General features: G+C 36.2%; 10 protein-coding genes. All 10 read left to right on the forward strand.

The window, feature by feature from the left end; all coding sequences use genetic code 11:
- On the forward strand, positions 1 to 857 hold an 857-nt coding region (locus tag Q5O73_RS08735; RefSeq protein ID WP_302669492.1), incomplete at its 5' end, for a S1 RNA-binding domain-containing protein.
- Between the two features lie 158 nt (positions 858 to 1,015).
- Positions 1,016 to 2,080: an ATP-binding protein gene (locus tag Q5O73_RS08740; protein ID WP_302669493.1), complete on the forward strand. Its 1,065-nt coding sequence runs from the start codon at positions 1,016 to 1,018 to the stop codon at positions 2,078 to 2,080.
- Positions 2,070 to 2,771, forward strand: coding sequence for a response regulator transcription factor (locus Q5O73_RS08745; protein WP_118588981.1), 702 nt, complete (start codon positions 2,070 to 2,072; stop codon positions 2,769 to 2,771). The genes Q5O73_RS08740 and Q5O73_RS08745 overlap by 11 nt, the downstream gene beginning before the upstream one ends.
- 109 nt (positions 2,772 to 2,880) lie before the next feature.
- Positions 2,881 to 3,810, forward strand: coding sequence for a cysteine synthase A (gene cysK / locus Q5O73_RS08750; RefSeq protein WP_302669494.1), 930 nt, complete (start codon positions 2,881 to 2,883; stop codon positions 3,808 to 3,810).
- A gap of 9 nt (positions 3,811 to 3,819) precedes the next feature.
- Positions 3,820 to 4,032, forward strand: a complete 213-nt coding sequence (locus tag Q5O73_RS08755; RefSeq protein ID WP_021953341.1) for a hypothetical protein — start codon at positions 3,820 to 3,822, stop codon at positions 4,030 to 4,032.
- Positions 4,033 to 4,054: 22 nt separating this feature from the next.
- Entirely contained in the window at positions 4,055 to 5,329 is a 1,275-nt protein-coding gene (locus Q5O73_RS08760) for an O-acetylhomoserine aminocarboxypropyltransferase/cysteine synthase family protein (protein WP_021953340.1), read from the forward strand.
- A 29-nt stretch (positions 5,330 to 5,358) separates the two neighbouring features.
- The gene (gene hisA, locus Q5O73_RS08765) at positions 5,359 to 6,129 is read left to right on the forward strand and encodes a phosphoribosylformimino-5-aminoimidazole carboxamide ribotide isomerase (RefSeq protein ID WP_021953339.1); all 771 of its coding nucleotides are present in this window, start codon (positions 5,359 to 5,361) and stop codon (positions 6,127 to 6,129) included.
- 106 nt (positions 6,130 to 6,235) lie between these two features.
- Positions 6,236 to 6,883 carry a ClpP family protease gene (locus tag Q5O73_RS08770; RefSeq protein ID WP_021953338.1) on the forward strand — a complete coding sequence of 216 codons (648 nt, stop codon included), beginning with the start codon at positions 6,236 to 6,238 and terminating at the stop codon, positions 6,881 to 6,883.
- A gap of 132 nt (positions 6,884 to 7,015) precedes the next feature.
- Positions 7,016 to 7,888, forward strand: coding sequence for an undecaprenyl-diphosphate phosphatase (locus tag Q5O73_RS08775; protein ID WP_021953337.1), 873 nt, complete (start codon positions 7,016 to 7,018; stop codon positions 7,886 to 7,888).
- 21 nt (positions 7,889 to 7,909) lie between these two features.
- A partial coding sequence (locus Q5O73_RS08780) for a DNA translocase FtsK 4TM domain-containing protein (protein WP_302669495.1) occupies positions 7,910 to 9,417 on the forward strand: 1,508 nt, incomplete at its 3' end.

Genomic DNA, 9,417 nt, shown 5'->3' on the forward strand with positions numbered 1-9,417 from the left:
TACCTGTACTTCCTAGCGAAGCAGAGTTCCCATATGCTATTAGAACAGTTTCAGAAACATTTGAGTCAAACGGTTCTACATCAATGGCTTCTACATGTTCATCATGTATGTCATTAATGGCAGCAGGTGTTCCAATTAAGGCTATGGTAGCAGGTATTTCATGTGGTCTTGTTACAGGTGATACAGATGATGATTATGTATTGCTTACAGATATCCAGGGACTTGAAGATTTCTTCGGAGACATGGACTTTAAGGTAACAGGTACAACAGAAGGTATCACAGCTATTCAGATGGATATTAAGATTCATGGTCTTACAAGAGAAATCGTGGAGGGTGCTATTGCAAGAACAAGAGAAGCAAGATTATTCATTATGGATAATTGCATGAAGCCGGCAATTTCTGAACCTAGAAAAGAAGTAAATGCATACGCTCCTAAGATTGAAATGATTCAGATTGATCCGGACAAGATTGGTGATGTTGTAGGAAAGAGCGGAAAGGTTATTAATGCAATTATCGAAGAAACAGGCGTTAAGATTGACATTTCTGATGAAGGAATGGTATCAGTTTGTGGCGTAGATAAGGACATGATAGCTAAGGCTATAAAATACATTAAGACAATAGTAACAGACTTTGAAGAAGGCATGATTTTAGAAGGTACTGTTGTAAGTATTAAGGAATTTGGTGCATTTATCGAATTTGCACCTGGAAAAGAAGGCATGGTTCACATTTCTAAGATTGCAAAAGAAAGAGTTGAACATGTTGAAGACTTCCTTACATTAGGTGATAAGGTTAAATGTAAGTGTCTTGGAAAAGATAAGATGGGAAGAATCAGCTTTTCAATTAAAGATGCACAGTAAACAAATTAAATAGAAACGTTGCACAAAATCTTAAATTTTGTACAAATATGGAATATCTCCAGGGCGAATATTATGATATATAATAAAGCTTTGGAGATATTTTACTATATCTTAATTGGCTATGTGGTATCATTAATCAGATACGAAGGAGAGTGGCTATGGTAAAAGATAAATCATATTTAAAAAATATATTAGTGACAGCGGGAATATTATTAATTTCTTTTGTAATAAGCTTGTTGTTGCAACATGTGTTTAAGGTACATGAACATATAACAGCAGTGTTTATATTTGCTGTATTTTTGATATCCCTTTTAACAAACGGATATGTATATGGAATAGTGGCAGCTTTTATTTCCATGATTGCCGTTAACTATGCTTTTACATTTCCGTTCTTTTCAATTAATTTTATGATACCTGTTAATATGATTTCTGCAATTATAATGATAGTTATAGCCATATTAACAAGTACATTAACCACCCAGATAAAAAGGCATGAGGCAATGAAAGCTGAAGGAGAGAAGGAAAGAATGAGAGCCAATCTTTTAAGGGCGGTTTCCCATGACTTAAGAACTCCCCTTACCACTATTTATGGTTCAGCAGCTACATTGTTAGAAAACAGGGATACACTAGAGGAAGAACAACAAATCAAAATATTACAGGGAATAAAAGAGGATTCGGAATGGCTTGTAAGAATGGTGGAAAATCTTTTATCCATTACAAGAATTGACAGTGGAAATGTGAAAATAATAAAAACACCAATAGTTTTAGAGGAACTGATAGATTCAGTAATTGTGAAATTTAGAAAAAGATACCCTGACTTTGACATAACATTGGACTTGCCGGAGGATATTGTTGTTATACCAATGGATGCAATGCTTATTGAACAGGTTATAGTAAATATATTGGAAAATGCCATACAGCACGCAGAGGGAATGACAGAATTAATACTTCGGGTGTTTGTATTGGGGAAGCAGGCTATATTTGAAATAAGGGACAATGGCTGTGGAATCAGTAAAGAAAAATTGCCATACATATTTTCCGGATATTATGAGAATAAGGAAGAACCTTCAGACGGACAAAAACGCAATACGGGAATAGGATTGTCCGTATGTAAAACCATCATAAAGGCACATGGAGGGGACATTAGTGCGGAAAATATTAAAGGTGGCGGTGCTGTTTTCAGATTTACATTAGATACGGAGGAAGAAATAGATGCCCAATAATAAATATAAGGTTTTATTAGTAGAAGATGAAAATAATATTAGAAATCTGGTAACAACCATACTTAAATCGGCAGGTTATCAGGTTGTTGTAGCTGAAACATGTGAGAGAGCCCTGGGAATGTACACATCTCATCTCCCTGACATTATTATTTTGGACTTAGGTCTTCCTGACAGGGATGGAATGTATTTCTTAAAGGAAGTAAGGGATGACTCACTGACTCCTATTATTATATTGTCAGCTCGTTCTAATGAAAGGGATAAGGTAGTTGCTCTTGATGCAGGGGCAAACGATTATGTAACAAAGCCCTTTAGCTCGGCGGAACTGTTAGCAAGGGTAAGAGCAGCTCTTAGAAATACAAGACACAGCTCTGAGGAGGGAAAACTGCCGGGAGGAAAGTTCACATTAGAGGGACTTGTTATAGATTATGATGGAAGACAGGTTTTTGTTGATGAAAAAGAAGTAAAATTAACCCAGACAGAGTACAATATTGTGGCGTTTTTATCGGAACATGCCGGAAAAATGATGACGTATACAGCCATAATTAAGGCAATATGGGGCTATCCTGATGAGGGAAGCGTTAAAAAACTTCAGGTGAACATGGCAAATATAAGAAGAAAACTGGGAATAAAGCCGGGAGAAGCAAAGTACATAATAAATGAATTAGGTGTTGGATATAGAATGAATAGTTAGCATATGTGTTTAGTTTAAATTAAACTTGCTTAATATATTGGTTAAAGTTATAATAATACAAGTTGACAAAATTATATAATGTAATAAAGGAACGTTAAGGATATTAGAAATGATTTATAACAATGTATTAGAATTTATCGGACATACACCTATGGTGCGTCTTAACCATATGGTTGATGAGGATTCAGCTCAGGTTCTTGTGAAGTTTGAGGGATTAAATGTAGGTGGCTCAATAAAAACAAGAACGGCTTATGAAATGATTAAGGCGGCAGAAGCAGAAGGCAAAATAAACAAGGATACAATAATAGTTGAACCTACCAGTGGAAATCAGGGAATCGGACTGGCATTAGTAGGAGCGGTAAAAGGATATAAAACTATTATTATAATGCCTGACTCTGTTAGTGAGGAAAGAAGAAAGCTAGTTAAACATTATGGAGCAGAGGTTATTCTTATCCATGATGACGGAGACATTGGAAAGTGTATAGATGAATGTCTTAAAACAGCACTTAAAATGGCAGAGGACAATCCAAAGGTGTATGTACCACAGCAGTTTGCCAATCCTAACAATGTTAAGGCTCATAAACATCATACTGGATTGGAAATCATGGAGCAGGTAGAGGGAAACATAGACGGATTCTGCTCAGGCATAGGAACCGGTGGCACCATTACAGGAATAGGTAAGGTTTTAAAGGCACAAAATCCTGACATTGAAATATGGGCAGTGGAACCGGAAAATGCAGCCATTTTAGCAGGTGGAAATATCGGAACCCATTTGCAAATGGGAATAGGAGACGGAGTTATACCTGATATTTTAGACCGGAATATATATGATAACATTTATATAGTTACTGACGAAGAGGCAATAAGCACAGCCAAGGACTTAGCCAAAAAAGAGGGGCTTATGTGCGGAATTTCCAGTGGAACAAATGTTGCAGCAGCCATAAAGCTGGCAAAAAAGTTAGGAAAAGGAAAAACAGTGGTAACTGTATTGCCGGATACGGCAGAAAGATATTTTTCAACACCGTTGTTTGATGAATAAGGAGCTAATATGCAGGAAACAAAGGAAGATAAGAAAATAAAAATAGGACAGATATGTAATAAAATATCAACTGTTTTATTTGTATTATTCTTTATTGATGTATGTGTAATACCAGTTATGCAAATGGAATTCTTTTTGATTTCAGTGGCAATTATTGTAGTTTTATTTGCCATTAGTTGTATTGTGGGACACATATGTCTTAAGGATTATAAACCGGAATAATGAAAGCACAGGAGGTTAGAAAGTGAATAATAACAAAGGAACAATATGCGTACAGGGCGGATGGAAGCCTACAAAGGGAGAACCGAGAGTTTTGCCTATTTATCAAAGCACCACATTTAAATATGATACATCAGAGCAAATGGGAAGACTGTTTGATTTAGAGGATAGCGGATATTTTTATACAAGACTTCAGAACCCTACTAATGATGCAGTAGCTTCAAAAATATGTGAGTTAGAAGGTGGAGTGGCAGCTATGCTTACATCATCAGGTCAGGCAGCTAATTTTTACGCAGTTTTTAATATTTGTGAAGCAGGAGACCACTTTATCTGTTCATCAAATGTATATGGAGGAACCTTTAATTTATTTGGTGTAACCATGAAGAAAATGGGAATAGATGTTACATTTGTAGATCCGGATATTTCACCGGAAGATTTAGAAAAAGAATTTAAAACAAATACAAAGTGTGTATTTGGTGAATCGGTGTCAAATCCGTCTCTTGTAGTGTTTGATTTTGAAAAATTTGCAAAGGCAGCTCACAGTCATGGTGTTCCTCTTATTGTGGATAACACATTCCCGACACCTATTAATTGCAGACCTTTTGAATTTGGAGTTGATATAGTAACTCACTCCACAACTAAATATATGGATGGTCATGCCATGGCAGTAGGTGGAGCAATTGTTGACAGTGGAAACTTTGACTGGATGGCTCATGCTGATAAATTCCCGGGAATGACAGAGCCGGATGAATCATATCATGGGTTAGTTTATGCAGAAAAATTTGGAAAAAGCGGATATATTACAAAGGCAACAGCACAGGTTATGAGGGATTTAGGATCAATTCCTTCACCTACAAATTCATTTTTGCTAAATGTAGGTCTTGAAACATTACATTTAAGAGTTCCAAGACACTGTGAAAATGCATTAAAAGTGGCTAAATGGCTTAAGGCAAATGACAAGGTAGCCTGGGTTAATTATCCGGGATTAGAGGGTGACAAATATTATGATTTGGCGCAGAAGTATATGCCTAATGGAACATGTGGCGTTTTAACATTTGGTATAAAAGGTGGTCGTGATGCATCCATTAAATTTATGGATAATCTTAAGTTTGTGGCAATAGTGACTCATGTGGCTGATGCCCGTTCATGTGTGCTACATCCTGCAAGTCACACTCATAGACAGATGACAGATGAACAGTTAATTGAGGCAGGAGTTCAGCCGGATTTAATCAGATTCTCTGTAGGAATTGAAGATGCTGAGGACATTATTGCAGATTTAGAGCAGGCATTAAATGCATAACATAAAACTTATGAAATAAGGTAATAAAAATGAAATTCAGACCATGCATAGACATACACAACGGAAAAGTGAAACAGTTAGTAGGTAGCAGCCTTAAAGACAAGGAAAATCAGGCAGAAGAAAATTTTGTATCTGAAAAAAATGCAGTCTACTATGCTAATCTTTATAAAAAAGACGGGCTAAAAGGCGGACATATAATAATATTAAATGCCGGCGGTTCGGAATTTTTTAAGGAATCGAAGAAACAGGCAATAGAGGCGTTGTCTGCATATCCTAAAGGGATGCAGATAGGCGGCGGCGTTACAGCTGTAAATGCACAGGATTATATAAAGGCAGGGGCATCCCATGTAATTGTCACATCTTATGTATTTAAAGATGGAAGAGTTAATTACGGAAACCTTAAAAGTCTTGTGGAAGCTGTGGAAAAAGAGCGTATTGTTTTGGATTTAAGCTGTAGAAAGAAAGATGGACAGTATTACATAGTAACAGACAGATGGCAAAAATTCACTGATGAAGTAGTTAATATTGAAACATTGAAAAAACTGTCGGAATATTGTGATGAATTTCTTATACACGGTGTGGATGTTGAGGGAAAATCAGGTGGAATGGAAGAAGATTTGGTAGCTATGTTATCTGAATTTAATGATATTCCCATAACTTATGCAGGCGGAATATCCACTATGGAACAAATAGAAAGGTTCAGGGAGATTTCTAATGGCAAAATGGATTTTACCATTGGAAGTGCGCTGGATTTGTTTGGTGGAAAGTTACCATATGATAAAGTAAAAGAACAGTTTTAAAATTATATAATAGTATAAAAATCCCCTATATTGGAGAGTATTATATTGTACGGAAAGTTAATTTGAAAATCCGTACATTGTATATCATCAATATGGGGGATTTTTTATGGACGAAATAAAAGAATACGGTCAGACAGACTTAAATAACAACAGCAGACACAAAAAAATACATCTTTTAAATATAATCGGGGAAATTGAAGGACACGAAAATGTGGCATCAGGAACCAAGGCAACTAAATATGAACACGTGCTTCCTCAGTTAGCACAGGTAGAAGATGATGCAGAAACAGATGGGCTTCTGGTAATATTAAATACAGTAGGTGGGGATGTTGAATGTGGTCTTGCAATTGCAGAAATGATATCGGGACTTAGTAAGCCTACAGTGTCATTAGTTTTAGGAGGCAGCCACTCCATTGGTGTTCCTCTTGCAGTATCAACAGACTATTCCTTTATTGTTAAAACAGGTACCATGGTTATTCATCCTGTGAGAATGAATGGACTGTTTATAGGAGTTCCCCAGACCTATGATTATTTTAAAAAAATTCAGGAGAGAATTAATTCTTTTATATTAGACCATTGTGACATAAAAGAACAAAAGCTTATGGAATTAATGATGGAAACAGAAGTTATGACAAAGGATGTGGGAAGCATTCTTGTAGGTAAGGAAGCAGTGAATGAAGGAATAATAAATGAAATAGGAAGCCTAAAAGATGCCATAAAAAAGTTGTATGAACTTATTGACAAAAAATCCTGATAAATTACATTGGACACCGGGGCATTACAATACAAAGGCATTACAATACAAAAACTAAATAACTTGAATATAGTGGTGAAAAATAGTAAAATATTATAGATTATGGTTAACTAAAGAAATAAGGAGTTACAAATGAGTTTATTAGAGTCAATTTTTCTTGGAATAATACAGGGAGTGACGGAATTTCTTCCTGTGAGCAGTTCGGGACATCTGGCTATATTCCAGCAGATTTTCGGACTTGAAGATGTAGGTACATCTTTTGATGTATTTTTACATTTGGGAACATTAATTGCAGTATTTGTTATATACTGGCGGGATATTGGAAGATTAATATATGATGGAATCGGAATAGTGGTGGATTTCGTTGCTAATGTATTTTATTACATAAGATGGAAGACAACCAAAAAGAATCCGGAATACAGAAAAATAATCAGAACATCATATAGAAAATTTGCGTTATTAATTATTGTTTCAACCATACCTACGGGAATAATAGGTATTGTAGGTAAGAATTTAGTAGATAATGCATCCCATACTCTTATTGTTCCGGGAATTTGTCTTTTAATAACAGCCATATTACTTGTAATTTCAGATAATATACCAAACGGAAATAAAACACCAAAGAAAACTACATATTTAAACGCAGTTTTTATAGGAATTTGTCAGGGGATAGCAACTCTTCCGGGATTATCACGTTCAGGAACAACCATTACAGCAGGTCTTTTATGTGGACTTAGAAGAGATTTTGTTGTAAAATATTCCTTTATTATGTCAATTCCGGCTATAATGGGTGCCTGTGTGTTAAACATTCCTGATATGCACACAGACATTGCAAAAACAGGTGTTGAGTGCTACGTGGCGGGAGTTTTAGTGTCTGCCGTGGTAGGTTACATATGTATTAAAACAATGCTTGTAGTTGTAAGAAATAAGCAGTTTAAATATTTTTCAGCTTATTGCGGATTAGTTGGACTGATAGCCATAGTGGCATCATTTTTCGTAAAATAAATTAACAGGGGTGAAAATATATTGGCCGATACGAAGAAAAAAAGTAATGGCAAAAAAACAAATAGCAGTAAAGGTAAGACTGGTGGAAACAAAACCGGTGGCAGTAAGGCTGCGGAAACAAGAAGGAAAAACGCCCAGATGGCTAAGAAACGCAAAATAATCGTAACGGAGGTTTATTTGTGGATATCCTTAGCTGTGGCACTGTTTTTATTCTTAAGCAATTTTGGCATTTGTGGCATAGTGGGAAACACATTAAGGGATGCAATGCTTGGATGCTTCGGATGGATGGGATATGTTTTTCCTGTATTTCTGGCAGTAACAATAGGACTTGTGGCATATAATAATATGAACACCAAGGTTATCTCTAAGATAGTGGCAGTGGTGCTATTATACATTAATATGTGTCTGCTGTTTGATTTGTTAAGTTACAGTGACAATAGAATAGATGTTTTAAAATATTATAAATATGGCTCTAAAGGCGAATTTGGCGGAGGTCTTGTAGGGGGAGCATTAGGAAATCTTATGGATTCCCTGTTAGGACTTACAGGAGCCTATATTGTAACTTTTGTTGTACTTATTATATGCATAGTAATTTTAACGGAAAAGTCTATTATGTCTTTTCTTAAGAAAAAGGGAAAAAGTGCCTATGAAAGTGCAGTGGAAGATACAAAAGCCAGAAAAGAAGCCACGGCAGTACGAAGAGAGCAGAAGCGGATTGAAAAGGAAAAAGAAAGAAGTATTGCCAGACAGAAAAAAATCGGTGTGGACTTTAATGAAACTACTGTTGGTGGAGATAGTTTACCAGGGGAGAAGTTAAAGGATAATAAACAGGAGGTTCACGAAATACATATTGACGGAGTGGATGATACCCCAAGTGACATAGATGAAATGCCCCTTGACCGTGAAATTGTATATACCTATGAAGAAAATCAGGGCAATAAGCAGGTTAAAATAGATGGCCTTGACAAACCTGAACCACCAAAAGCTGATAAACATGCTACAGACGGTGAATTTACACCAAAGGAAAGAGTGATAGTAAGTGAAGAGGCTAAAAAGACTATGAAGAGAAAGCCTTTTGGAGTAGGGGAGGCAGTAGCCACTGAAACACCGACGGCAGAAGAAGTCATCTCACAACAGCCTAAGGCATCTTCAGAAGGAAAAATAATAGCACCGTCTAAAAAGAAAATGAAATATAAGAAACCACCATACAGTCTTCTTAAGGATAATCCCGGGAGCAAAAGCGGTATAACAAAAGCATCCCTTATGCAGACAGCCAATAAACTAAAACAGGTTTTGGCAAACTTTGGAGTTAAGGTAGAAGTGACAAATGTAAGTAAGGGACCGTCAGTTACAAGATATGAATTGCAACCTGAAATGGGAACTAAGGTTAGCCGTATAACAGGTCTTGCAGATGACATAAAGTTAAATATGGCAGCGGCGGACATACGAATTGAAGCACCTATACCGGGTAAAGCTGCCGTAGGAATTGAAATTCCAAATGAGGGAAGGGATCCTGTATATTTAAAGGA

Origin of the sequence: Eubacterium sp. AF15-50, assembly GCF_934835595.1 — a bacterium.
Lineage (GTDB): Bacteria > Bacillota > Clostridia > Lachnospirales > Lachnospiraceae > Eubacterium_G > Eubacterium_G segne.

Coding starts and splice junctions, on each gene's coding strand:
- Q5O73_RS08740 (WP_302669493.1), top strand. CDS start 1,016: ATGGTAAAAGATAAATCATATTTAAAAAATATATTAGTGACAGCGGGA.
- Q5O73_RS08745 (WP_118588981.1), top strand. CDS start 2,070: ATGCCCAATAATAAATATAAGGTTTTATTAGTAGAAGATGAAAATAAT.
- cysK (WP_302669494.1), top strand. CDS start 2,881: ATGATTTATAACAATGTATTAGAATTTATCGGACATACACCTATGGTG.
- Q5O73_RS08755 (WP_021953341.1), top strand. CDS start 3,820: ATGCAGGAAACAAAGGAAGATAAGAAAATAAAAATAGGACAGATATGT.
- hisA (WP_021953339.1), top strand. CDS start 5,359: ATGAAATTCAGACCATGCATAGACATACACAACGGAAAAGTGAAACAG.
- Q5O73_RS08770 (WP_021953338.1), top strand. CDS start 6,236: ATGGACGAAATAAAAGAATACGGTCAGACAGACTTAAATAACAACAGC.
- Q5O73_RS08775 (WP_021953337.1), top strand. CDS start 7,016: ATGAGTTTATTAGAGTCAATTTTTCTTGGAATAATACAGGGAGTGACG.